The 23,999-nt window shown below is 69.3% G+C and carries 22 protein-coding genes, 1 tRNA gene and 1 other RNA gene; 6 read left to right on the top strand and 18 right to left on the bottom strand.

Annotated elements, in window-relative coordinates; genetic code table 11:
• Positions 1-91: 91 nt before the first annotated feature.
• The 5 genes from V6K52_RS02885 to V6K52_RS02865 form a co-directional block, all read right to left on the bottom strand.
• Complete coding sequence (locus V6K52_RS02885) at positions 92-1,477, bottom strand: pyridine nucleotide-disulfide oxidoreductase (RefSeq protein ID WP_353952402.1); 1,386 nt, start codon at positions 1,475-1,477, stop codon at positions 92-94.
• Positions 1,478-1,552: 75 nt separating this feature from the next.
• Complete coding sequence (locus V6K52_RS02880) at positions 1,553-2,164, bottom strand: DUF5063 domain-containing protein (RefSeq protein ID WP_353952401.1); 612 nt, start codon at positions 2,162-2,164, stop codon at positions 1,553-1,555.
• Positions 2,157-2,756, bottom strand: a complete 600-nt coding sequence (gene recR, locus V6K52_RS02875) for a recombination mediator RecR (protein ID WP_353952400.1) — start codon at positions 2,754-2,756, stop codon at positions 2,157-2,159. The genes V6K52_RS02880 and recR overlap by 8 nt, the downstream gene beginning before the upstream one ends.
• Positions 2,757-2,909: 153 nt before the next feature.
• Positions 2,910-3,587 (bottom strand): lysophospholipid acyltransferase family protein, encoded by a 678-nt coding sequence (locus tag V6K52_RS02870; RefSeq protein WP_353952399.1) that lies wholly within the window; start codon positions 3,585-3,587, stop codon positions 2,910-2,912.
• Positions 3,584-5,950, bottom strand: coding sequence for a DNA polymerase III subunit gamma and tau (locus V6K52_RS02865; protein WP_353952398.1), 2,367 nt, complete (start codon positions 5,948-5,950; stop codon positions 3,584-3,586). Before V6K52_RS02865 ends, V6K52_RS02870 begins: the two co-directional genes overlap by 4 nt.
• Before the next feature lie 93 nt (positions 5,951-6,043).
• On the opposite strand from V6K52_RS02865, the gene V6K52_RS02860 reads away from it, so the two are divergent.
• Together V6K52_RS02860 and V6K52_RS02855 are read left to right on the top strand one after the other, a co-directional pair.
• Entirely contained in the window at positions 6,044-6,691 is a 648-nt protein-coding gene (locus V6K52_RS02860) for an ATP-binding cassette domain-containing protein (protein WP_353952397.1), read from the top strand.
• Between the two features lie 5 nt (positions 6,692-6,696).
• Positions 6,697-8,103 (top strand): hypothetical protein, encoded by a 1,407-nt coding sequence (locus V6K52_RS02855; RefSeq protein ID WP_353952396.1) that lies wholly within the window; start codon positions 6,697-6,699, stop codon positions 8,101-8,103.
• Between the two features lie 144 nt (positions 8,104-8,247).
• Here V6K52_RS02855 and V6K52_RS02850 read toward each other — a convergent pair whose 3' ends face one another.
• From V6K52_RS02850 to V6K52_RS02835, 4 genes are all read right to left on the bottom strand, one after another.
• Positions 8,248-8,790, bottom strand: a complete 543-nt coding sequence (locus V6K52_RS02850) for a hypothetical protein (protein WP_353952395.1) — start codon at positions 8,788-8,790, stop codon at positions 8,248-8,250.
• A gap of 118 nt (positions 8,791-8,908) precedes the next feature.
• Positions 8,909-9,379, bottom strand: a complete 471-nt coding sequence (locus V6K52_RS02845; protein ID WP_353952394.1) for a hypothetical protein — start codon at positions 9,377-9,379, stop codon at positions 8,909-8,911.
• Between the two features lie 18 nt (positions 9,380-9,397).
• Positions 9,398-10,057 (bottom strand): response regulator transcription factor, encoded by a 660-nt coding sequence (locus V6K52_RS02840; protein ID WP_353952393.1) that lies wholly within the window; start codon positions 10,055-10,057, stop codon positions 9,398-9,400.
• A 5-nt stretch (positions 10,058-10,062) separates the two neighbouring features.
• Positions 10,063-11,349: a histidine kinase gene (locus tag V6K52_RS02835; protein WP_353952392.1), complete on the bottom strand. Its 1,287-nt coding sequence runs from the start codon at positions 11,347-11,349 to the stop codon at positions 10,063-10,065.
• 164 nt (positions 11,350-11,513) lie between these two features.
• On the opposite strand from V6K52_RS02835, the gene V6K52_RS02830 reads away from it, so the two are divergent.
• From V6K52_RS02830 to V6K52_RS02820, 3 genes are all read left to right on the top strand, one after another.
• Positions 11,514-12,143, top strand: coding sequence for a hypothetical protein (locus tag V6K52_RS02830; RefSeq protein ID WP_353952391.1), 630 nt, complete (start codon positions 11,514-11,516; stop codon positions 12,141-12,143).
• Positions 12,140-13,333 (top strand): alpha/beta-hydrolase family protein, encoded by a 1,194-nt coding sequence (locus tag V6K52_RS02825; protein ID WP_353952390.1) that lies wholly within the window; start codon positions 12,140-12,142, stop codon positions 13,331-13,333. The genes V6K52_RS02830 and V6K52_RS02825 overlap by 4 nt, the downstream gene beginning before the upstream one ends.
• Positions 13,334-13,399: 66 nt before the next feature.
• Entirely contained in the window at positions 13,400-14,101 is a 702-nt protein-coding gene (locus tag V6K52_RS02820) for a DsbA family oxidoreductase (protein ID WP_353952389.1), read from the top strand.
• 24 nt (positions 14,102-14,125) lie between these two features.
• On the opposite strand, the gene ffs is transcribed toward V6K52_RS02820, so the two are convergent.
• The 9 genes from ffs to V6K52_RS02775 all read right to left on the bottom strand — a co-directional run bounded on the left by ffs (position 14,126) and on the right by V6K52_RS02775 (position 23,540).
• Positions 14,126-14,222, bottom strand: an RNA gene (gene ffs / locus V6K52_RS02815) — signal recognition particle sRNA small type.
• A 204-nt stretch (positions 14,223-14,426) separates the two neighbouring features.
• Entirely contained in the window at positions 14,427-15,380 is a 954-nt protein-coding gene (locus tag V6K52_RS02810) for a BadF/BadG/BcrA/BcrD ATPase family protein (protein ID WP_353952388.1), read from the bottom strand.
• Positions 15,380-16,333: an N-acetylmuramic acid 6-phosphate etherase gene (locus tag V6K52_RS02805; RefSeq protein ID WP_353952387.1), complete on the bottom strand. Its 954-nt coding sequence runs from the start codon at positions 16,331-16,333 to the stop codon at positions 15,380-15,382. The genes V6K52_RS02810 and V6K52_RS02805 overlap by 1 nt, the downstream gene beginning before the upstream one ends.
• A gap of 48 nt (positions 16,334-16,381) precedes the next feature.
• Positions 16,382-17,239, bottom strand: coding sequence for a MurR/RpiR family transcriptional regulator (locus V6K52_RS02800; RefSeq protein ID WP_353952386.1), 858 nt, complete (start codon positions 17,237-17,239; stop codon positions 16,382-16,384).
• A gap of 36 nt (positions 17,240-17,275) precedes the next feature.
• Positions 17,276-19,000 (bottom strand): serine hydrolase, encoded by a 1,725-nt coding sequence (locus V6K52_RS02795; protein ID WP_353952385.1) that lies wholly within the window; start codon positions 18,998-19,000, stop codon positions 17,276-17,278.
• Positions 18,997-20,334, bottom strand: coding sequence for a DUF1343 domain-containing protein (locus tag V6K52_RS02790; protein WP_353952384.1), 1,338 nt, complete (start codon positions 20,332-20,334; stop codon positions 18,997-18,999). Before V6K52_RS02790 ends, V6K52_RS02795 begins: the two co-directional genes overlap by 4 nt.
• Positions 20,335-20,421: 87 nt before the next feature.
• On the bottom strand, positions 20,422-22,227 hold the full coding sequence (locus V6K52_RS02785) for a glycoside hydrolase family 3 protein (RefSeq protein WP_353952383.1): 1,806 nt from the start codon (positions 22,225-22,227) through the stop codon (positions 20,422-20,424).
• Positions 22,228-22,536: 309 nt separating this feature from the next.
• Positions 22,537-22,621 (bottom strand) — tRNA-Ser (locus V6K52_RS02780).
• Positions 22,622-22,664: 43 nt separating this feature from the next.
• On the bottom strand, positions 22,665-23,540 hold the full coding sequence (locus V6K52_RS02775; protein ID WP_353952382.1) for a helix-turn-helix domain-containing protein: 876 nt from the start codon (positions 23,538-23,540) through the stop codon (positions 22,665-22,667).
• A 58-nt stretch (positions 23,541-23,598) separates the two neighbouring features.
• Between V6K52_RS02775 and V6K52_RS02770 the strand changes: the two genes are divergently transcribed.
• Entirely contained in the window at positions 23,599-23,967 is a 369-nt protein-coding gene (locus V6K52_RS02770) for a VOC family protein (RefSeq protein WP_353952381.1), read from the top strand.
• Positions 23,968-23,999 lie beyond the last annotated feature (32 nt).

The following is a 23,999-nucleotide window of genomic DNA, read 5'->3' as shown; positions in this document are numbered from 1 at the left end:
GGCCTTGCTGCGGGCCAATGGACATGCAGTGCCCGTCGGTTGGGCACGTCCGTGTGCTCGGGGTGCGCCGTGCCGACGACTACTGCAGGCGCTACTGCATGTCCGTGGGCGCGCCCAGTTCCGCGAGGCGCGACATCCCCGACGGTGTGTGGGTCGCGAGGCGCTCGCGGGCGTCGTCCAGCACGGGAGACGCTGGATAGCCCGCGGGGACACGCGACGGGTTGAGGGCCACGCCGTCCGCCCACGCCTTGATGTCAGGCTCCGCCGAGAAGGACATGGTCGCGCGCGTGCCGCGAAAGACCATGCGCGCCCAGTCGGTCATCGAGTTGCCGTAGTTCGACGGCGGGCAGAGCCTGTTCTTCTCGTCGTCGTGCGGCCGGGTCGCCTCGACGTAGCCGATGATCGCCGCTCCGAAGGCGGGGAAGCCGGACCTGATCGGTTGCAGCGTGATGACGTCGGGCCGCCACACCGGGACGAGAGGGGGATACTTCAGTCCGTCCGCCGCGCAGTGCACCACGATCGCGTCGTCTGCCACGCCGACGGACCCGTCGGCGAATCGCAGTCGGCCCCGTTCAGCGGCCTCGATGTGCCCGCGGCGCACGACGTTCTCCAGGGTTCGCAGCTGATCGAGCTCCCACTTCGCCAGGGTGGGTGCCTTGGCCATCGTCGGCGCAAGGGAGCGATCGATCCGCATCATCACGTCGGCGTCCTCCATGCGAAGGAACAGGTCCTCGACCGTTCTCGCTGACGCGGCCGCCTGCATGATGTCGGCGGCGAGGTCGATGAAAATCGCCGGGTCCGGCTGGACGCGTGCCCGGTTGAACATCCACGGCTCGCGGGGCCGAACCCAGCAGATGGTGTCCGGGTCGACGCCTCGCGCCAGCAACCAGATGCACGCGTCGGTCGCGGTCTTGCCCGAACCGACGACGACATACTCACTCGGCGCCTCGTCCAGACGAGCGAGGTCGTTGACGGGCAGCACTCGAGCGCCGTCGCCGACGTCGAACGGCGCCGGCTTCTCAGCTGGGATGCTGGGCGCCAGATAGTGAGCATTGACGATCCGGCACGACGCGGGGACCTCGAAGCGGTCGCCCGAGATGCGCGACACGACAGTGCGGTCGCCGACGTGGTCGCTGTTCGGGAAGAACTCGAGGCGCCCCGACTGCACCATCCGGTCCAGCGCCCGTGCGTAGTAGGCAGTGATCTCGGACTGGGTCGCGCGCTCCTGGAGCCCTGCCTCGGGTCCACTCTCCTGCAGTTTGCCGCCCCCGAGCAGCGTCGACGCAACACCGTAGAACGCAGACGACTGGTGGAGCCGGACGAAGGGGTACGCCTCAAGCCAGTGACCTCCCACGCCGTGGCGTCGGTCGACCAGCACCATGCGCGCGTCGGAGTGGTCGATGACCGCATCACAGAACGCCATCCCCATGGCGCCCGCACCCACCACCAGGTAGTCGGCTTCGAGGGTCCGCGTCATGGGTCAACGGTGGCACTTCGGGGGCGCAGCGTCCACATCCATGACGGGTGGCCCACTGACCACCTGCCCCTTCGCCTATGGGTGGAGGGCGTCGAACTCTGCCTCGGCGACGGCATCGGCGTCGGCATCGAGACGGATGTGCGCGAGCAGCGCCTGGAGAACCCGCAGGGCACTGGCGGCCCGCTCGCCCCAGTCGGAGAGATAGCTGAACTGCCACCACCAGAGGGCTTCGAGGATGCGGCCCTCCTCGTGGTGACGCAGGCCGTGGGCGAGGGCCGACGCGACGACGGTCAGGTCGTTGGACAGCGAACCGGTCGTGAGCTGGGGCTCCGTGACGGGGTCAACGACATCCGCGTAGTCATCGAGGCCCTCGAGGAGGTTGCTGAGGTTCTCACGCAACGGGTCGAGCTCGACGTCCGGGCCCGGGTCCACCTCGAACCGGTCCTCCGGCACGATGTCCTCGATCGCGCCGAGACGGGCCCCCATCACCAGCACCTGCGACAGGGCCAGCAGTCCGAGCGGGAGTGCTGCCGCGGGATTGGCACCGGAAGCGATGTCACTGACGGTGGCCAAGTAGGTCCGGGCCTCGGCGGCCGAGTCGGCCGCGAGTGCGCGCAGGTCCGAGAGAAGTTCGGGGTCGGCGGCTCCCGAGGCGGCAGCTGTTTCGGGCGTGACCTGGTCAGGCATCGAGCAGTCTCCGTCCTTCGAAGGCGCGGCCGAGGGTGACCTCATCGGCGTACTCAAGGTCGCCTCCCACGGGCAGACCGGAGGCGAGGCGGGTGACCCGGATCTCCATGCCCTTGAGGAAGCGCGCGAGATAGCTCGCCGTCGCCTCCCCTTCGAGGTTGGGGTCGGTCGCGATGATGATCTCGGTGACCTCAGAGCTCGCGAGGCGGGTCATCAGCTCACGGAAGGTCAGGTCGTCGGGGCCGATGCCGTCGATGGGGCTGATCGCACCACCCAGCACGTGGTAGCGACCTCGGAACTCGCGGGTGCGCTCGATGGCGACGACGTCCTTGGGCTCCTCGACGACACAGATCTTGGTCAGGTCGCGGCGGGGGTCAGCGCAGATGCGGCACTGCTCGGACTCGGCGATGTTGAAGCAGGTCACGCAGAAGCGCACCTTGACCTTGACCTGGGTCAGGGCGTCGACGAGTCGCTGGACGTCGACCGCGTCCTGGGTGAGCAGGTGGAAGGCGATCCGCTGCGCGCTCTTGGGACCGACGCCCGGGAGTCGTCCGAGTTCGTCGATGAGGTCCTGCACAGCGCCTTCGTACACACCATGAGCCTAGGCCACCCGACCGTCACTGGCGCCCGCCGCGCGGGAGGGATGGCATCCGGAGGAAACCTGGTGGGTCCGGAGGGTTATTCGCCCTCCGGTCCCACCCGATTCCCTCATGGGGAGCAAAAGTTGGGGCGCGGGTCCGACGGCTCAGAGTTCGTGGGTGGTGGGGCGCTCGTTGTAGCCGTCAGCGCGCTCTTGTCCGGTGAGGGCAGCGATCGCGTCCATGACGTCGTCGGTGAGCTGGCGGCGAGCGCGACCGGCGGGCAGGCCGGCATACGCCGAAGGCAGGATCGGCGTCCCGAACGCGATGGTGACGTCGGCGTAGTGCAACCCACGCTTGTCGGCCGGTTGGACCTTGTCGGTCCCGATGAGGCCGACCGGCACCACCGGCACCCCAGCCGTGAGGGACAGGAACGCGACGCCCGTCTTGCCGCGATAGAGCCGACCGTCGCGCGAGCGCGTGCCCTCGGGATAGATGCCGAACGCCTTGCCGTCGCGCAACACCTGGAGCGCGAGGTCGAGAGAGTCCTGGGCGCCCCGGGAACTGTCACGGTCGACGGGGATGGCGTCGCCAGCCTCCATGAAGCCACGCACGAACCGACCGCGCAGGCCAGTCCCCGTGAAGTATTCGTGCTTCGCAAGGAACGACACCTTGCGCGGCGCAGCGACGGGGATGGCGAAGCTGTCGATGAAGGACAGGTGGTTGCTCGCGAGGAGGACGCCACCCTCCTTGGGGACGTTGGCCTTGCCGAGAATCGTGGGCCGCCAGATCGCGTGGGAGAGCGACATCATGGCGGTGCGACCCACCCAGTAGTAGGTGTTCATGCGTCCTCTTCGTGAATGACTGTCCCACCGAGGACGCGCTCGATCACGGGGACACCAACCTCCCCGAGGCCTTCGATGTCTTCGTCGTCGTCCCTGCGCGCCGAGTCGTCGGCCACGGGGGGCTCGTCGGGGTCGGGCTCGGACGCCACGGCTTCCTTGGCACGGGCGAAGGGGCTGACCGCCGCGTCAGCGTTGCCGGATGCGCTGGCCCAGTCGGGCGCGGTCGCGCTGCCGGCAGGTCCGCTCCCCCACTCGGCTTGCGTCGTGGGCGGCTGACTCGGCGTGTATGCCGCCGGCTCACCTGCGCGGTCCGACTCACCTTGCGCTGCCGCACCGTTGGCAACGGCACGCTCCTGAGCTGACTGCTGGGTCTGCGCGGGGCGGGCCTGCTCCTGCCGGGGCGCGGGGACGGGGTCGGGTCGGCTGGGGTCGATCGTCGCCACCCCGGGGACACCGCCGGCCGGCGCGGAACCGTCGGCTGGCACGCCCTCGACGCGGGTGTCGATGCCGAGGACGTCGATGAGGGCCTGCTGGACGTAGGTCGCGTGCGGACCGCGACGGAACGTGTTGGCCAGACCGGTGGTCGAGATGCCCAGAAGCAGGCGCTCACCGTCGTAGTCAATGACCTGGGCGTGCTCGGACACGAAGGTCCAGGTCGTGCGCCGGAGCTCGAAGACCTTGGCGAGGACGTCGGGCCATGACCGCCGGATCGCAGCCGTGTCGAGGCCTCCGCTCCGCGCGGGGGCGATCGACGGAGGCGGGGTGTCGACCGGGGCCTGCTGCTGCTGCGGTGACGGCGACTGCTGCTGAGGGGGCGCCTGGAAGACGGGAGCCTGAGGAGCGGACTGCTGTGTCTCCGGCGCTCGCTGAGAGTCTCGGGACGGCTGCTCGGGCTCGATGAACTCCGGCTCGTCCAACTCAGGAGGCTCGTCGACCGGTCGCGCGGGAACGACAGATGCGGGAACGACAGAGGCGGGAGCGGAAGCGGGCGCCGTGTGCTGCGGCGGTTGGCGGTCGGGCTGGCTCGACGGTTGCACCGCAGGTGCGACGGGCTGCGACTGCTCGACCGGCCGCTGCTGCGGCGCCGGGGGAGCCTGTTGGACGGGCGGAGCCTGCTGCGCCGGCTGGCTCGACTGAGTGGGCTGGCTCTGCTGGCGCACCGGAGCGGACGGCGGCGACGCAGCCGCTCCGGTCGGGACTCCGCCGACGTCGAGGCGACGTTCGAGCCGATCGAGGCGGGCGGCATACCCCGCTTCTCCGGCGGCAGCCGGCAGGAGAAGGCGCGCGGCGATGAGCTCGAGCTGGAGGCGAGGTGCGGTGGCGCCGGTCATCTCGGAGAGTCCGGCGTTGACGATGTCGGCCGCCCGCGAGAGCGCGCCGGGGCCGAACGCAGCCGCCTGCTGGCGCATCCGCTCGAGCTGGTCCGGCGGGAGGGCACGCAGCACGGCCGAGGCGCCATCGGGCACAGCCGCAACGACGATGAGGTCACGCAGCCGCTCCAGCAGGTCCTCGATGTAGCGGCGCGGGTCGAGCCCGGTCTCGATGACCCGCTCGATCGACGAGAACGCGCCAGCACCATCACCTGCGGCGAACGCGTCGATCGCGGCGTCGAGCAGCTCGCTGTCGGTGAAACCCAGGAGCGATGCCGCCGACTCATAGGTGAGCCCCTCGGGCCCAGACCCGGCGATGAGCTGGTCGAGCACGGACAGCGAGTCACGCACGGACCCGCCACCGGCGCGCACGACGAACGACAGGACACCCGGCGCCACTGCGACCTTCTCGGAGACGCAGAGCTTCTCCATGTATTCGGTGAGCTGCCCCGGGGGCACCAACCGGAAGGGGTAGTGGTGGGTGCGCGACCGGATCGTGCCGATGACCTTTTCGGGCTCGGTCGTCGCAAAGATGAACTTCACGTGCTCGGGCGGCTCCTCGACGATCTTGAGCAGCGCGTTGAAGCCCTGCGGCGTCACCATGTGCGCCTCGTCGATGATGTAGATCTTGTAGCGGCTCTGCGCCGGCCCATAGCTGGCGCGTTCGCGCAGGTCACGCGCGTCGTCGACACCACCGTGGCTGGCTGCGTCGATCTCGATGACGTCAACGGTGCCGGCGCCGCCGCGGGCCAGGGCCACGCACGAGTCGCACTCACCGCACGGGATCGGTGTCGGGCCCTGCTCGCAGTTGAGGCAGCGCGCGAGGATGCGGGCGCTCGTCGTCTTGCCACAACCACGCGGCCCGCTGAAGAGATAGGCGTGGTTGACGCGCTCGGTGCGCAGTGCCTGCATGAGCGGCTCGGTCACGTGCTCCTGCCCGATGACGTCGACGAACGTCTCGGGGCGGTAGCGGCGATACAGGGCGGTGCTCACGGCCCCCAACCTAGTCGCCGTGAACGACAGCCGGTATGCCGCGTTCACCGGCCTGTGGACGGGGTGACCGGGTGGGTCGCTAGCGTGCCCTTCATGGATGTCCGAGCCGCAGACGTGTCGAAGGTGATCGGCCCGGCGACGCTCCTCGCGCCCGTCTCGGTCACCGCCCCCACTGGCTCGTGCCTGGTGCTGCGCGGCCCCAACGGCTCCGGCAAGACCACCTTGCTCCGCATCCTCATGGGGATGCTGCCGGCGACGACGGGCCAGGCCTTCATCGGGGACGTGGCCGCCGACGAGCGTGACCCTGCTGTCCGAGCCGCCGTCGCCGCCCTCGTGGGAGCGCCAGCGACCTATCGCGACCTCACCCTGCGCGACCACCTCGTGCTGCTCGATGCGACGTGGGCCGGGGATGCGGACACCACCGACGAGCGGGTGGCAGCGGCGCTGTCGGACCTGGGGATCGGTGAGCTCGGCGGGCGGTTCCCGCACGAGCTGTCGTCTGGTCAGACCCAGCTCTTCCGGTTGGCGCTCACGCTCTTCCGACCGTGCGAGGTGCTCGTCCTCGACGAACCGGAGCAGCGACTCGACACGAGCAAGCGCGTCCTCGTCGCCGACCTGCTCGCCGCCCGCCGCGACGCGGGCACGACCGTCGTTCTCGCCTGCCACGACCCGGTCATCACCGAGCGGGTCACCGGGCAGGCCGCCGATCAGGTCGTCGACCTCGTCGCCGCCGAAGGCTGACGCGCATGAGTGGCATGACGGACGCCGAGCGCCTCGATGACGCCGTCCACGTCCTCCACGGGCCGGGCGGCAATCCGGCCCGCAAAGAAGTTGCGTATGCCGCGTACGTCGCCGTCATCCTGGTCGGCCTCTACGGCTTCCCGCTGCTGCGCGCCCTCGTCATCGCGGCGGATCGCGAGGCCATGGCCTCATCACTGCGCTCACCGTGGTCGGCACTCGTCCTGATCGTGGTCGTTGGATCAGTGGCTGCTGCGGCACGAGAGGCCGGGCGGGTGCGAGGACCGATCGTGGCTCCCGTGCCCTGGATCGACCAAGTCGTTGCATCGTCCATCGACCGGTGGGCGAGTTTGCGGCCCTGGTTCGGATACTCCCTGTTTGCAGCACTGTTCGCGGGAGCGCTGTCCGGCCTGCTCGTGGGTGCGGCCTTCGCCGGCGCCCGCGCTGCGGGGTTGTGGATCCTGCCGGTCGCCCTCGTCGTGGGGTTGTTCGTCGGACTCCTCGCCGGCGTCGCGTGGCTCCTCGGGCAGAGCCGCTCCGGCTCGACCGTTGACTCAGCGCCTCTGCCTGCCGCGTTCGCCGACGCGTCGCCGTGGGTGCGTGAGGTGCGACGCCTCGGGGTCCACGACCTGCGCACCCAGTCGGCCCGCTCCAACCGCATCGTCGGCGGCGTCCACTCCGGAGACCTGCGCGCTGTCCGTCTCGAGGCCGCCCGACCGATCACCCGCGGTCGCGGCCTGCGTCTGCGACACCGCGGTCCGATCATGACGTTGGTCGCGAGGGACGTTCTGGGACTTCGGCGTTCGCCTGCAGCCGGACTCGTGGGACTGCTGCTCTGTGCCGCAGCCGCCGCCGCACTCGGGGCGACCCTGGGCAGTTCTGCCGTGCCCCCACTGGTCGGCTTCGTCGCAGCCCTCGTCAGCCACTTGGGCTTCGGCGCCCTGTCGGAGGGGCTGCGCCTCGAGGCCGACACCGTCGGGACGCCTCCCCTCTTCGGCGCCCCACCGGTGCGCGCGGCTGCTGCCCACCTGCTCGTCCCCGGCGCGACCCACCTCATCACCACGGTGGCGGTCGGCAGCATCACGGGAGTCGCCGTCGGCGCCGACGTGGGCGCCGTCCTCCCCTGGCTCGTCATGACGACCCTGTTCCTCGCCGGCGCCAGTCTCCTCGCCGCCTATCGCGGACGACCTCCGACGAGCCCGTTCAACCCCGTGCCGAGTGTGCAGACCATTGCGATCTGGTACTCCTTCCCCCTCATCCTCGGCACCCTGCTCATCGGCGGGATGGTCTGGGGCGCAACGCAGTTCCCCACCAACGGCTACTTCGTCATCGCCACCTGGGTCGCTGCGGTGTGGATGATCTATGCCGGCCTCAACCGGGTCCAACGAGAGAACCTCGCCCACCGCGACGTCTAGGGCGCAGGCTGCACCGGCTTTCCCGCAGTGGTACTACCCCCGGTTCGAGGGCCGAGCAGCCGACCACTGCTCGGCAATCGTCGAACATGTGTTGCGTGTGGCGCCCGTCGGGCATTGCCGTATGACCCGGAGCGCTGTTACGGCTCAGTGGTGAGCCTTCACCTCGACGGTCGTGTGCATCCACGGGTGGATGGCGCACTCGAAGCGATGTGTACCCACACCCAGCGGCGCGAGATCGCGGGACGTCTTCGCATCGATGCCCGTGTTGACGAAGGTATCGAAACCGCAGTCCATGACGGGCGCACCTTCGAGACCTGCCGCTTCGTTCAGCTCCGGCACACATCCCGGACCGAACCTCTGGACGGGGGTGAAGGTGTGGAACTCACCACCCCGGTTGACGAGCCTCAGCTTCGTTCCTTTCGAGACATCCGTGAGCACGGGGTTGTTCCTCCACGCACCGTGGAATCCACGATCTTGGAGGCGCTCGAAGAGTTCCTCGACGGTCGTGTCGCCGTCGCCAATGCACGCACCTTCTCCGAGAGCCGCGTTGAACGTGACTGGATCGCAGTCATCCCGGATGTCGATGCGTTCGGTATCACCGCCACCGCGCGCGTCGGCATTGCCGACTCCCACGGTGACTCCCAACAGGGTCAGCGCCGCCGCGGCAGCGCATCTGGCCACCTTCATGGTCAACCTCCTCCGGCGGGTGGTAGGAATCCCGCCCCTATCGAGGTTAGGGCGCAGCGAGACGGGCCACAGTAGCCAAAACGAGCCGTCCCCAACCGGCCACAATGCGCTCCGGATCTCACCCCCGGATCAGTTCCACGTCCTGGCCACCGCTGCCGCCACCGCGACGTGCGAGGCCCCCCTCGGGCAGACCCGCGGCATACAGCGCAGCCCCGACGAGCAGGGGCTGGAAGGCGAGCCGCACGAGTCGCTTGGTGTCCGTGTCGAGCCCGAACGCGCTCACACCGTCGACATACTGCGCGATGTTGCCCGGGAAGATCGCGATGAAGAACCCCGCGAGGGCCACCCCCGTGAGGCGCCGGTGTTTTGGCAGCGTGAGCAGCGCCAGACCGAGTCCGATCTCGGCCACGCCGGACCCGAGAACGACGAGGTCCTCATCGACCGGAACCCAGCTGGGCACCTGCGCCCGGAACTCGTCCCGGGCCACCGTGAGGTGCAGGACGCCGGCGCCGACCATGAAGGCACCGAGCGCAAGCCGGGTGAGGTTCTGCGGGAGCGTGGCCGAGACCTTGCGCGTCAGGAAGCCCATGCCCTCACCGTAGGCCGCTCAGCCGGCGCTGACGACTCCGTGCTCGTAGGCGAACACCACGGCCTGAGCCCGGTCGCGCAGCCCCAACTTGGTGAAGACCCTCGACACGTGCGTCTTGACGGTCTGCTCGGCGACAAAGAGCCTCGTCGCGATCTCGATGTTGGAGAAGCCACGCGCAATCAGCTCGAGCACCTCGAGCTCGCGCGGAGTGAGCTCCCGCAGCCGCGGCGAGTCCTTGGGGACGCCCGACCGCGACCTGGTCACCTCGGCGATGAGCCGCTTCGTCACACTCGGCGCAAGAAGCGAATCCCCCGCCGCCACAACGCGAACGGCCCGGGCGAGCTCCTCCGACGGCGCGTCCTTGAGCATGAACCCGCTCGCACCGATGCGCAGCGCCTCATAGACGTAGTCGTCGACGTCGAACGTCGTCAACATCAACACGTGCGGCCGGTCAGGACTAGGTGACCCGAGGATCGTCGCCGCCGCATCAAGGCCATTGACCTCGGGCATGCGCACATCCATCAACACCACGTCCGGCCGCAGGCGGGCGACCTCGCGCACGGCAGCGGCGCCATCGGCAGCCTCGCCGACGACCTGGAGGTCGGGTTGTGCGTTGAGAAGTGCGCCGAGCCCCTGCCGCACCATCGCCTGATCATCGACGATGACCACTGTGATCATGCGGCTCAACCTAGCCCGGCGACCTGCGGGCGGCCGGTCAAGGGGACGGTCGCGATGACGACAAAGCCCTCGCCGACCGGCTCTGCTTCGAACGTTCCACCGACGGCGCGCACGCGCTCGGACATGCCGGGTATGCCGTTCCCACCGTTCTCGTCCCGACCTCCGGCCCCGCTCTCCCCGTTGCGTCCGTGCATCTGGTCGGCGTCGGCGCCAGGGTCGCCGACCCTGGAAACGTGCGCGGGTGGCGGTGAGTTGCGGATCATGAGTCGGGCCCAGCCGGAGTCCTCTTCAAGGGTGAGCTCGACGGCGGCGCCGGGCGCGTGCCGAGCCGCGTTCGCCAGCGACTCCTGCGCCACGCGATAGAGCACGAGAGCCGTGCCCGGGGGCACCTTCGCGGCGTCGAGGCGCATACGGGAGGTGAGCGGCATACCCGCTGCTTTGGACGCCTTGGCCAGCGCTGGGAGGCGGGTGAGATCTGGCAGGGGCGCCGTCTCGACCGGGCCGCGTTCGTCCCGCAACACCCCCAACACCGACCTCACCTCGGTGAGCGCCTGCCGCGCCGAGCCCTCGATGGCCGAGAACTCCCCCACCACCTCGAGATCCGAGATTCCGTGACGGATCGGAGCACTCTGCGCCTGGACGACGATCATCGACATGTGGTGCGCCACGACGTCGTGGAGCTCGCGGGCGATGCGACTGCGTTCCTCGACGACGGCGCGGCGGGCCCGCTCGGTCTCGACCTCGTCCTGCTGCACCGCTATCTGGCGGCGCGAGATGACGAGCCAACGCACGAGCAGGGCGACGCCCATGATGAGCGCCTGACCGAGCGCCCACGCCTTGAGGTCGTCGGGCATGGCGACCACGAGCAGCACACCAGTGGCCGCAATGACGATGGGGATCTCGCGCCACTGGCTCCACAAACCGACGGCGACGATCGACGCGAGGAGCACGAGGAACTGCATGACCGGCCACGGCATCGGTGAGGCCGCGTAGGCCGGCACGACCGCCCACCACACCAGCGAGGTCCCGGCCGCGACAGCCCACGCGACGAACGGCACCCGGCGCAGGAGGACGACCGGGAACGCCACGCAGAGCGCCAGGACGGGCATGAGCGAGATCGGGACGTCGTGGGAGATGCTCATCGTCGACCAGGTGATGACGAAGGTGACGAGTGAGAGCAGGCCCAGCGCGAGGTCAGTGTGACGGGTCAGCGCGCTGACACCCCGCCACAGGGGTTGCGCCAACCTGCGGACTGCGCGTCCGCTGGCTCCGATCACTCTGCCTCCGACCATGCACCCAACAGTAGGCAGCGAGCGCCGCCAGGTCGTCATACGACGGAGTGAACCCGGCGTCACTCCCGGGTATCACTCGCGCCCGACCGTCCACCCCGGGTTCTGCCCGCGAACCGCTCCAGAGGGCGACGACCGCAGGTGCTCCCGGCTCCGAGCCTTGCCGCATGTTCACGAGACACCATGCACTTCGAGTCGTCGTCGTCACCGGCCTCGCCACCGCAGCCGGACTCTCCCTCGCCCCGACCGCGTCTTCGCTGCCGGCGCCGGACCGCGCGGCCGAGCAAGCCCTCACCGCACTCGTTTCCCGACCCCCGGCCGCGGCGAACGCCGCACTGCCGCAGGACTTCTCGACTCGCTTCGGCTACCGGCCGACCGTCGCCAACGGACTCCTCGGCGACCCGTCGGGCGCGTGCTCGTCACCGGTCCCGTTGCCGGCGGAGTTCACGCCGGCATGCCGCCAGCACGACCTGGGCTATGACCTCCTCCGGTATGCCGGCCGGTCCGGTCGCGACCTCCCTCCCGACGCGCGCCGGTCCGTCGACTCCCGGCTCGGCATCGAGTTCGAGAACTCCTGCTCGACGCGCGAGGAGTCCCTGAGCCGGGCCACCTGCCTCGCCTGGGCCGACATCGCCGAGGGCTTCGTGCGGATCAACAGCGCGCGTCAGGGCTACGCGGTCCCCGAGTCCGAGACGGCCATGTCGATCGCGCCGGGCATCAGCCTCGGTGTGGCTGCCGCGGGTGGGGTCGTGCTCGTCGTGCCGGGCCTGCGTCGTCGGATCGGGGGTGCGCGATGAAGGCCCGCCTCCCCCGCGCCTCGACCGCGCTGGCGACACCGGTGGCCCTGGCCGTCGCCACCTTCCCGTCCTATCTGCCCGCACTGCCCGTCGCGCTCGGCGTGCTGGTCGCGCTCTCGTTCCTCGCGGTGCTCGCCATCGCGCGCCGCATCGCCGGCTCGCGCCAGCACCTCACCGGACCGGCCCACCAGGTGGCGGTCGCGCTGGGAGGTGCGCTCACGGCATACCTGATGTTCGTCACCTGGACCACCCAGGCCGCGATGCGCGCCAACATCGGGATGGATCCGTTGTCGCTCAGCGACATTGGCGTCCTCGTGGGCGCCGCGCTCGGTGTCGTGGGAGCCGTCCGGGGGGTGGGATGGCTGTGGCGTCTTCGTCCGCGCATGTCACGTCGCATGGTCGCGTTCGTGGCGGGCCTGTCGGTCCTCACATTCGCTCCGGCAAGTGCGCAGGCCGCCTCGATCTCCTCCGACCAGGTCCTGCTCCTGAAGTCGCCAGTCGGTGCCGTGCGGGCGTATGCCGGCCTGTCCGACTCCGCAGACGACGCAGCTCGCGCTCGCATCGCCGTCGACCGACTGGTCGCTGCCGGTGGCCTGACGCGGGAGCATCTGCTCGTCGCGATCCCGACCGGGTCCGGCTGGGTCAACCCTGAGTTCGTCGCGGGCACGGAGCGACGGTTCGGGTCGGAGGTCGCGACCGTGTCGATGCAGTACGACGACCGGCCCAGCTGGGTCGCCTTCCTCCTCGACCGTGAGGGTGCAGTGGCGGGCGCTCAGACGCTGCTCGACACCGTGGTGGCCGAGGTGTCGGCGCTGCCGTTGGTTCAGCGGCCGCAGGTGCACGTCGTCGGTGAGAGCCTCGGCGCCACAGCTGGTCAGGCGGCGCTGCTGGCGCCGGGGGCCGCGGGTGATGCTCGGCGCGAGACGGTGTGCTCGACCTTCTGGTTGGGGACGCCTGGCGGTGGCCGGACCGGACTCCCCCGGGAGACGATCGCCGCCAACGCCGATGACCCGATCGTCCACGCCCGTCCGTCGATGGCGATCGTGCCGACCGGTGAGGACAGGCCGTGGCTGCCCGTGGTCTCGGTCGTCCACGCCGGAGCGGATGTCCTGGGTGCGCTCGCCGTGCCCTTGGGCTCTGGTCACCGCTATGGCGCCGAGCAGCCCGACCGCCTGCAGACGTGCGACTGACGTGCGACTGGCGTGCGACTGGCGTGCGATTGAGGGGCGCGGGCCGGGTGGACGTATCGTCAAGGTGTGCGTATTGACGTCTGGTCCGACCTGGTCTGCCCCTTCTGCCACGTGGGCCGCCGACGCCTCGAACTTGCTCTCGAGCAGTTTGAACACGGCGACGAGGTGGAGGTGACCTGGCACAGCTATCAGCTCGACCGGTCGGCGCCGCCCGTCATCGAGGGTTCGAACGTCGACCGCATCGCGGCGAAGTACGACCGGCCCCGCGAGGAGATGGTCGCGCAGCACGAGGCCATGGCTGCTGATGCGGCAGAGGTCGGACTCGACTTCCAATGGGAGAAGGTCGTGGGCGGCAACAGCTTTGACGCCCACCGGGTCATCCACCTGGCCCGGGCCCGCGGCCTCGAGGCGCCGGTGACCGAACGCGTGATGCGCGGCTGGTACTCCGAGGGTGCGGCCATCGGCGACACCGACACGTTGGTGCGGCTGGCCGTCGAGGGCGGGCTCGGCGAGAAGGATGTGCGCGAGACGCTCGGGTCCGACGCATATGGCTATGACGTGCGTGCCGACGAAGCAACGGCCAACCAGATCGGCATCACCGCCGTGCCCACGTTCGTGCTCGATCAGAAGTTCGCGGTGACCGGCGCCCAGCCCGTCGACGGCCTGCTGCGCGCGCTCGAGCTGACGTGGGAGGACCGGGGCAACTCCCCCGAGGCTCGTGGCGGCGGCTGTGGTGGGTGCGAGGGCGGCTGCGCCTGCGGCGCCTGACCGGCGTCGGACCGGCGTCGGGACAGAGAAGACACCCCGCGTACCTGGAAGAGCTCACCTGCCCTTGCTGCATTCCTGCCCTGGGGGAGTTCGGCGAGGTACCACCACGCGGGGTGCCGGCTCCGAGTCTAACCCGCTCCCGGCGGCTCCCTCCAACTCGTAGTCGCAAGGACTGCCTGGCCGTGACGCCGTCCAGCGCACTCGCCGCCGGTCGAGCTGGATCCCCGACCGGCGGACTATCAGCTCTCGGCCTTCAGCCCGAACTGCGTGCTCACAGATCCCAGATGAGTTGCCAGCTGATAGTCCGCCGGCAGATCGACTGCCGTCAGCTGAGGTGCACGTACGCCGGGTGCCTGGGAATCGCGCCCGTCTCACCGAGCATCGTGGCCAGGAGCAGAGCGCCCTCGAGCGCACCACCCGCAGACGGGGTCAGGGACTCCCCGGCAGCGGCGACCGATGACTCGAGCGCAGCACGCACCGGCTCCGCGTTGAGCAACCCGCCCGTGGCCACGAGGGTGGGAGAAGCGATGCCGACGGCCGCGGACAGCAGCGACTGCGCCAACGACTCCCCTGCCTCCTGACAGATCCGCTGCGCGACCGAGTCACCAGCCACCGCGGCACCGACGACACGTGGCGCGAACGACGCAAGCAGTTCGGGGGCGTTGCTGGCGGTCATGATCCGGCGGGGCCAGTGCGAGGTCGTCCCGAAGACCAACTCCCCCTCGACGAGCAGCCGCTCCGAACCGTCGGGCAGCCCGTCGTGGTGACGCAACCCGGCCCGCAACCCCGAGAGCCCCACCCACGCGGCCGACCCGCGGTCGCCGAGGACGTGGCCCCAGCCGTCGACGAGCCGCCAGATCGAGGTGTCCTTCGACCCGAAGTCCGACCCGAACGCCACCGCGCCCGTCCCCGCCGCGACCACAGCACCCGGACGCACTGCACCCAACGCACCGGCGAGCGAGGCCACCGCGTCACTTACGACGGCCGTGCGCGCTGCACCCAGGCCCGACACCACGGCCCCGACGACCTCGGCCGGGTCCGACAGGAAGAGCAGGCCTCGCTGCGACCAGCACACGGCGTCGATGTCGACCTCTGTCGCGGCACCCACACCACCCTCGGACAGCAGCTCGACCGCGTCAGCCGTCAGGGCTGCCACGTCCACGCCGCGCTCGACGATCTGAGCGCCAGGGGCGGTGAACACGGAACTCAGCTGACCGGCATACGCCCATTGCAGGCGAAGTCCGGAACCGCCCACGTCGACGCCGACGACGGCACCCATCAGGTCGTCAGGGAAGTGAGCGCCGCTGCGACCGAGTCGTCATGAACGCTGAGCGCGGTGACCGCGTCCGCGACGGGGACGCCGGCGAGGAGCGACAGAAGCGCGGGCTTGAGCTGACCTTCGGCTGCCTCGAGGGTGGTCCGAGCGTCGGCCTCGCTGGCGCCGCTCGCCTCCTGAAGGATCCGGACCACGCGTCCGCGCAGCTTGGCGTTGGTCGCGACGAGCTCGACCATGAGGTTGGACCAGGTGCGGCCGAGGCGGATCATCACCGCGGTCGAGAAGGCGTTGAGGATGAGCTTCTGGGCGGTGCCCGCCTTGAGTCGGGTGGAACCGGTGAGCACTTCCGGTCCGGTCTCAGGTGCCAACAGATGATCGGCGTATGCCGCCAGCTCGGCTCCCGGGTTCGCCGTCACGAGCGCTGTGCGCGCGCCTCGTTCGCGTGCCTCGGCGAGCGCACCCTGGACAAAGGGCGTGCGACCGGACGCGGTGAGGCCGATGGCGATGTCGTGCGGGGTGAGGGTGGCGGCCTCGGCGCGCCCGAGATCGACATCGTCCTCGACGTTCTCCACCGCATTCACCAGGGCCGCAGAGCCACCGGCGTGGTGCGCGACGAACAGCCCTGCGGGAGCGTTGAAGGTCGGCAGCAGCTCGGCGGCGTCGAGGACGGCGAGTCGTCCGGAGGTCCCGGCACCGAAGTAGTGGACGTGGCCACCGGCCCGGATTGCGGCGACGGCGTGGTCGACCAGCACGGCGAGCTCGGGCAGGACTGCGGCGACAGCGTCGGCCACCGTGCGGTCGGCGTCGTTCATCAGAGTGAGGATCTCGAGCGTCGACGCGGTGTCGATCTCGGTCGTGCCCGGATGGCGCTCTTCGGTGGGTGCACTCACCCGGACATCAGTGGGAGCACCCACCCCGACTTCGGTGGTTGCACTCACCCGGACGTCAATGGCCATGCTCGCAGGTTAGTTTCTCACGCGGCCAGCGTCAATGACGTGAATCACCTACGCGAGGTGGTGTCCGGCAACAGCCTTGCGAGTCTCTGCCACGGCCTTGCGTGCTCGGGGCAGATCGCGCTGGGCCACGGCGATGTAGAGGCAGTCGACGACGACGAGGGCCGCGATGCGACTGGCCGTCGCTCCCGAACGCAGCGACGTCTCGCGAGCCGCGGTCGTGAGCACGATGTCCGCCGACTTCGCGAGGAGCGAGAGCGGGAAGTTCGTGACGGCGATCGTCGTGGCCCCTCGCTCGCGCGCGGCCGCGAGGGACTCGATCGTCTCGCTCGTTGCACCGGAGTGGGATATCCCGATGGCCACATCCTTCTTGGTCAGCAGCGTGGCGCTCGTGAGGGCGATGTGCGGGTCGTTCCACGCGAACGAGACCACACCGATGCGGTGCAGCTTCTGCTGCAGGTCGGTGCCCACGATCGCGCTGGCACCGATGCCATAGATGTCGACCCGGGTCGCGCCCGCCAGCGCATCGGCAGCCGACTTCAGCGCCTTGCGGTCGAGCTGCTGGGCGGTCTCCTCGACGGCGCTGGAGTCGATGGAGGCGACCTTGGCGATGATGTCGTCGATCGTGTCGGTCGCACTGATGTCACTGCCGGACATGCGCTGCTCTCGCGGCAGGGCGGACTCGGCGGCCAGCCCGAGTCGCAGCTGGGGATATCCCTTGAGCCCCAGGCGCTTGCAGAAGCGCAGCACCGTCGTCTCCGAGGTCAGCGCCGCCAGCGCCAACTCGGTGATCGTCAGGTCGGACGCGCGCCGGGCGTCGGCCAGGACCTGCGCGGCGACACGATCCTCCGCAGGCGTCAGCGTCGGTCGGATACCGCGCAGGCGCACGAGGAGAGGCGCGTCAGCCACGTCGGACACAGGATTCGGTGAGGGCATGGCCCAAAACTACGACCTCGACCTCTTTGTCCAGCCCGAAGCGGTGAATGTGTCGGACGAGTCATCACTGTCGACGATGACTCCACCGGCGCCCACGACCCGGATCCGGCTCACCGAGACACCACGTCCGAGGGTGTTGCCGTCGGTCGTGTAGCGCCATCTCAGGGCCTGCTGGCCATTGGCGAGCTCGGCACGGACCTGCGTCCACCGCCGTTCACCGGGCGTGCCGCTCACGGAGCCGTCCTCCTCGCCCGCGCGACTGTCGCCCGGGTGCCGGATCTCCATCGGGACGAGGGTCCACGTCGTGCCGTCGGTCGAGGACTCGAGCCGGAGGATGTCGGTCTCCTCGGTCTCGGTGATGAGATCGAAGCCGAGCCTGGCTCCGCCCGTCGGCACGGCCAGCGGCACGGAGAGGATCGCGCTGATGGCGTGCGACGCCTGGGTCTCCCAGGCGGCGTGATTGCCGCGCGGGGTGATCGGGAGGGCCCGGCCGAGGCCTCCAGCCCATTGCTGGCGCGCAACATTGATGCTCCCCCACGCACGGGAGGGGTGGACGCGGTTGGTGAGCAGGATGGCGAACGAGCGCGACGTGAAGTCGATGACGATCGACGTCCCCGTGTAGCCGGTGTGGCCGGCCGTGCGGGGCCCACTCAGGGCGTCCATGTACCAGGTCTGGTTGAGCTCGAACCCGAGTCCGTGGTCGTCGCCGGGGAAGGCCTCGTTGAAGTTCGTGATGAGCAGCGCGACGCTCTTGCGATCCAGGATCCTTGCGCCTCGATAGACGCCCCCGTTGAGCAGGGCCTGGGACAGGATGGCCATGTCGTCCACCGACGAGAACACACCGGCGTGACCGGCGACCCCCTCGAGGGACCACGCGTTCTCGTCGTGGACCTCTCCCCAGACCATGCCTCGGGCGGGAACGGCTTGGTACTCGGTCGCAGCCGTCCGCTCCTTGACCGCCGGGTTGTAGCCGGTGTCCTTCATGCCCAGGGGCTCGGTGAGCCGCGCGGCGACGACCTCGTCAAGTGACTGGCCCCGCAGCCGCTCGACGACGACGGCGAGGGTGATGAGGTTGAGGTCGCTGTAGAGGTAGACCGTGCCCGCAGGGTTGGTGAGCTTCTGGTTCATCACCGCAGCGATGCGTGAAGCCTTGTCGGGGTACTTGCTGTAGAGCGGCAGCCACGACGTGAACCCGCTCGTGTGGGTGAGAAGGTGCCGGATCGTCACCGACTCCTTGCCCGCTGCGGCGAACTCCGGCAGGTAGGCCGCGACCGCCGTCTCCAGCTCGACGCGCCCCTCCTCGATGAGCTGGACGACGGCAATCGAGGTGAAGAGCTTCGAGACCGAGGCCATGTCAAAGATCGTGTCGCGGCGCATGGGGACCCATTCGCTGCGCGGCAGCTCCTCTGTCGCGTTGCGATAGCGCAGGGCGAAGCCGTCGACCTGGGTGGCGACGACGACCCCTGCGTGTGCCATGAGGCCCACGTGCCCGGGATACAGCGGGCGCCCACCGGGCGCAGCCACCTGATGGCTGCGCACCTGCTGCTTGGCGAGCTCGATCGGCGCAGCGTCGAGACCCACGGACTCCGGAGTGCCCTCACGCAACACCGTCGACGGCGGCGCGAAACCGGTGAACGGCCGGTCGAAGTCGTCGGCTCGGGCCATACCTGGGACGAAAAAGGCTGTGCCAGCGGCCAGGCCGCCGCCCAGGACCACACGTCGGGACAGGTTCATCGGGTCGGACCTCCATAGATGAGGAAAGGCTGGCGGCGGGCGTCGAAGGCCGCGAGCTCGGCCTTCCAGGCACCCATGACCGTCTCGACATCGGCGCCGGCGGTGATCTGGTCACGCAGCCGCGTGGAGCCGGTGAGCTTGTCGATCCAGTAGGGCCGGGCCGGGTCGTAGGTGTCGAAGCGCCACTGGAATTCGGTATAGATCGACTTGGCCGCGACGAGCATCTCGACGCCCACCCGCATCGGGTCGATCGCGGAGGGGTCAACGATGTGGACCTGCACGCCACCACACACTTTGCCGACGTGCTTGTTGAACGTCGGCGTGAAGTAGGCCTCGCGGAAGGCGACGCCATCGACTCCCCGGTCGGCGAGCCGCTCGGCCCACTTGTAGTCGACGTAGGGAGCACCGATGAGCTCGAACGGACGGGTCGTGCCGCGGCCCTCCGAGAGGTTCGTGCCCTCGAACATGCCCGTTCCCGGATAGACGAGCGCGGTGTCGGGAGTCGGCATGTTGGGACTGGGCATGACCCACGGAAGTCCGGTGCCGGCATACGTGACGTCACGCCGCCAGCCCTTGACCTCGACGACCGTGAGCTCGGAGAGACGGGGACCACCTGTGTCCGTCGGCAGGATGATGGCGTCGAGGTAGCGAGCCATCTCTCCCACGGTCATGCCGTGCGCCTGGACGATGTTCTCGGCGCCGACCCCGGAGGTCCACGCGTCGGTCATCATCGGGCCGAATGCCTTGCCACCGATCGGGTTCGGACGGTCGAGGACGACGAGCGAAGCACCGGTCTCGACGCACGCCTTCATCGCCGTGTACATCGTCCAGATGTAGGTGTAGAAGCGGCAGCCCACGTCCTGGATGTCGAAGACCACGGTGTCGGTGCCGGATGCGCGGATCATCGAGGCGAACTTCGCGGTGTTGGCGCCGTACGCGTCATACACGGTGATGCCCGTGCGCTCGTCGACGTAGGTGTCCTCGGCCTCGCCGGCCTGGGCTGTGCCGCGGAAGCCGTGCTCCGGCCCGAAGACCCCCCGGATGTCGACCGTGCCCGCGAAGTGCATCTCGTCCACGATCGTGCGCAGGTTGAGCAGGACGCCGGTTGGGTTCGTGATGATGCCGACCTTGCGGCCCGCGAGGATGGACCAGTTGGCGGCCGCTGCGACATCCGCGCCCGGTGTCACCTTGCGGTGGGGGTCGCTCGCCGTGGCGTATGCCGTGGCGCTGCCGAGCGCTGAAGCGGACGCGGGCGACGCGCCGAGTCCGAGTGCGGCGACGCCGGCGACGCCGGCCCCGCCCGTGAGGAGCTGGCGGCGGTTGGGAGTGGTCATGTCAGTTCTCCAATTTCATCTCGCCTTGTGTGCCTCAAGGGACGCTGGAACGTCCTCTGGGGCACACAGGCCGGGGGTTTGGCAGGGTTAGAAGGACAGGCCGTGGCCGAACGGGTAGAGCACGACGTTCGGGTCGCCCTTGGTGGGGATGTCGACGGGGAGCTTGCCGGTCGGTGCGACAGCACCGGTGATGATCTTGGCGGCCGACTCCATGGAGACGGCGTTGTAGGAGTACGTCGCGAGATAGGTGCGAGTCCCCGGCAGGTAGGCGATGTCGTAGGGGTCACGCGTCGCGACGACGATGACCGGAACTCCGGTGTCCTGCAGCGCCTTCACGAGTCGCTGCTGCCCAGCCTTCTTGTCCGTGACCGCGGTGTCCCAGGCCTTCATCGTGTTGACGACGACATAGTCCTTGCCCGCGGCAGCTGCGACGGAGGACGCGATCTGGGCGTCGTTGGGGGCAGCGCCTGTCGTGACCTTGGTGCTGGTCGACCCGGCTCTGTCGAGGGCCGCGGCGAGGGTGGTTGTGGCCACGTCGCCGTAGCCGGTTACGAGGACCTTCTTGTCAGCTGCCGCGATCGGCAGGACGGCGTCGTCGTTGCGGACGAGGGTGCCGGTGCGGTTGGTGACGGCATCGGCTGCGGCGAGGTGCTCAGGGGTTCCGACGACCGAGTCGATCGCGGCCGCGTCGACCATGTGGTCGTTCACGATCCCGCGGCGCACCTTCTGCTCGAGCACTCGACGCACCTTGGCGTCCAGATCGGTCTGGCTGATCCGACCGGACTTCACTGCCGCGACGACCGCCGGGAAGGCCTTGGTCATCACCGGGGTCATGAGCAGCTGGTCGGCGCCGGCCTCGAGAGCACGCACGGCCACCTCGGCGTCGCCGTAGCGGTCCCGCACACCCTGCATCTCGAGCGAGTCGGTGATGATGACGCCCTTGTAGCCGAGCTCGTTGCGGAGCAGGTCGGTGAGGATGGGCTTGCTCAACGTTGCGGGGTCGCCGGAGTCATCGAGGGCCGGGAAGTTGAGGTGAGCCGTCATGATCATGTCGATGCCCTGGGCGATGGCCGCCTTGAACGGCGGCGCGTCCATCTCCTCCCACTGCTCACGCGTGTGGGTGATGACAGGGAACGCCACGTGGCTGTCGGTCGCGGTGTCACCGTGGCCGGGGAAGTGCTTGGCGCTGGCCGAGACCTTGCCGTCCTCCTGGTATCCGGCGACCTGCGCTGCCACCATGTCGGCCGTGAGGGCCGGGTTGCTCGAGAACGCGCGCGTGCCGATGACCGGGTTGAGCGGGTTGACGTTGACGTCGGCGACGGGGGCGAAGTTCGTGTTGACGCCGAGGGCACGCAGCTCCTTGCCGGTGATGGCAGCGGCGGTGCGCGCGTCGGTGGTGGAGCGGCCTGCGCCGAGCGCCATGCTGCCGGGGAACTGCGTGGCAGGCGGACCGACACGCGTCACCACACCCATCTCCTGGTCGATCGAGATGCCGAGCGGGATGTCGACCTTGGAGTCCCGGGAGAGCGAAGCCTGCTGGAGCCCGTTGGAGAGGCTGGCGATCTGCTGCGGGTTCTGCACGCTGTTGGTCCAGGCAAAGTAGATGACGCCGCCGAGGTGGTACTTCTTCACAGCCTCGGCGGGGGTGGCGACGCCGAAGATGGCGGTGTTGCGCGGGTCGGGGGTGTTCGCGTCCTTGCCGTAGGCGTACTGGACGAAGAGCTGACCGACCTTCTCTTCCAGCGTCATGCGCACGAGAGTCGACTGGACCCAACCGTTGGGGCCGGCCGGGACGGCAGCATCTGCGGACAGGGCCGGGAAGGCGCCGGCGGCGAGTGTCGCAGCGACCGCCGAGGCGATCGCGGTGCGGCGAGTGACGGACGGACGGGACATGAGCTCTCCGATTCATCGGCGTTCACGGCGGTGTGAACAATTAACGCACTAGGTCTCAGTAGTGGAACTTAGCCACAGACAGTGGCCCGCGCAACCGCTACCGACTGGTCATTTCGGAACGTGAGCACCCCGACGCCATGCAAGGTGCGACAGCTGCAGGTCCCGCCACCGCATGTCGTTCCCGCAGGGTCATGGCGCTGCAGCGGCGTGCGGGGGCGGGATCGACGTGCGCCAGCGAGAACGAGATGGAAGAAGGCCCCGGACAACGCGAAAGGGCCCCGGCACGAAGCCGGGGCCCTTTCATCTGCGCGGAGGATAGGGGATTCGAACCCCTGCGGGTGTTACCCCAACGCGCTTTCCAAGCGCGCGCACTAGGCCACTATGCGAATCCTCCAACGGAGGAGATTACCCGAGCGCTGATGCCCCACGAAATCCGCTCAGTTCTGGGCCCGATAGCGGCTGGGCGGCACACCCACCAGCGCCGTGAAGTCGCGGGTGAAGTGGGCCTGGTCGTACCAGCCGTGGCGCAGCGCGAGGTCGGTCAGCGACCCGTCATAGCCACCATCGAGCTCGACAACGACGTCATGCATCCGATAGCGCCCAAGCACCCACTTCGGCCCGACCCCGACGTAATGGAGGAAGTCACGCTGCAGCGTCCTCGCCGAGATCCCGTGCCGCTCCTCGAGATCGGTCACGGCGAGGATCGACCGGTCGTCGAGCATGTCCGACACCACCCGCAGCACGCGGGCGTAGCGGGAATCAGCCGCCCTCCCCTCCGGGAGCTCCGGGTGCTCTGGGAGCTCCGGGAACGCCGCCTCCACCGCAACCATCCCCGCCTCGATGGCACCCGCGTCGCCGTCCAGATCGAGCAAAGCCAGGGCCTCGACGATCTCGGGGGACGTGACGTCGGCAGCGGCAACGGTGCGGTCGGTCCACGACCTCGCCGAATGACCACTGAGCGCCGCCAACCCTCCGGGCCGAAACCGCAGACCGGCCACCCGGCCACTCCCGCGGATCTCGACGTCAAAGCGCCGCGTCACGACGCCGGTGACGACAACCTCCTCACCCGCGAGCGCCGGCCGCGGGTGATCGCCGCGCTCCACCGTGAGTGAGCAGGTCGGATGCGGCAGCACCTCACTCGAGAACGACGCACCCTCGGGCAGGTCCCAGCGCAGCGACCAGTGGTTCTCGACCCAGTGCGACACCCGGGGAGCGGCGGGCCAGCGCCTCACCTGGACGTACTCCGCGAGCTGGTCGGGCCGCAGGATCCCCGCGAAGGTCGCCGTCGGTGGCGGGTTTGTCCTATCGAGCACCGACCCAGCCTAGGCAGGCTGGGCGACAACGCACCCCATCTCGACCCCAGGAGACCCCATGGCCATCGCCGCCCTCAAGATGCTCAGCCTCGACAGCTCCGACGCGAGTCGCGACGCCGCCTTCTGGTCGGCCGTCCTCGGCTGGGACGTCGCACACGATGGGGACGGCTACGCGATGCTCACGGGCCCCGACAACGCGATCGGCTTCGGCACCCTCCCGGACCACGAACCTCCCGCTTGGCCCAACGAGCACGGCACCAAGCAGTTCCATCTCGACCTCGCCGTCGACGACATCGATGCGGCAGCCGAGGAGTGCGTCGCACTCGGCGCGACCCTGCCCGACGAGCAGCCCGGCGAGACGTGGCGCGTCCTGCTCGACCCGAGTGGTCACCCGTTCTGCCTCACCCAGGCCGCGAACTGGGGCTGAGCCGCACTTCTCCCACTCGCCGCAACGCCACC

The sequence above is a fragment of the Knoellia sp. S7-12 genome, from assembly GCF_040518285.1.
In the GTDB taxonomy this organism is placed as follows: Bacteria; Actinomycetota; Actinomycetes; order Actinomycetales; family Dermatophilaceae; genus Knoellia.
Note: the sequence above shows the minus strand (reverse complement) of the source record. Positions and strands in the feature narration are given on the sequence as shown.